The organism is Bacillus sp. LR--39 (assembly GCF_053613335.1).
The window spans coordinates 1-709 of the sequence record NZ_JBSIOT010000877.1; the positions used below are offsets into that span (position 1 = coordinate 1).

Annotated in this window: 1 protein-coding gene and 1 pseudogene; both read left to right on the top strand. The window is 45.0% G+C overall.

Going from position 1 to position 709, the window contains the following annotated elements; translation table 11 throughout:
* Window positions 1-329, top strand: a pseudogene (locus tag ACWHAR_RS27175) (MFS transporter); the annotation flags it as partial.
* 148 nt (window positions 330-477) lie between these two features.
* The coding region (locus ACWHAR_RS27180) for a YoqO family protein (RefSeq protein ID WP_452088445.1) at window positions 478-709 on the top strand (232 nt) is incomplete at its 3' end.

Genomic DNA, 709 nt, shown 5'->3' on the forward strand with positions numbered 1-709 from the left:
TTACGCTTCTGCCTCAGCTTCCTCTTAAAATTGCCGGAATCGCTGTTTTTACATTTGGATTTTTCGGGTCGCATTCGATCGCAAGCTCCTGGGTCGGGCAGACGGCCGGCGAACAGCGCGTTCAAGCTTCCTCCCTTTATTTGCTGAGCTATTATCTCGGCTCAAGCTTAGCGGGGTCTTTCGGAGGCTTCTTCTGGACCCATTTTAAATGGCCGGGAATCATCTCATTCATTATCGGGCTGCTTTTGATCGCTTATCCGGTCATTTTCTTTGCCGAAGCCAAAAGAAACAAACGGCAAGACAATTCACAGGTCCGAAATAAAAGCTAAACTTTCTTCACCGCATGCCGATATTTAAATCAAAGCCAGCATGGCGATTCCTCCTGAAGATCAGCCGTTTTTAGAATGATTGAACACAGCCTGTCATGTTGGCTTTTCCTTTATCTCCCTCTATAATGGTTTGAGGGGGGGAATCACCTTGCTTAAAACAATCGGATTTTATGGATTTTTGGCATCTGTATGTTTAAATCTTTTTCTCAGGTTTGGGCTCAAGATAAACGGCACAGCGAATGATATCATCTCAACGGCCTCCCTCGTATTCGTGCTGGTGTACGTATGGGACGACTTGAAAAAACGAAGTGCAAAAACGCTCATCTTACAGGGAATCACTCTCATCATCTTTGTGGCGTTATTGGTGTTTGTCATCATGA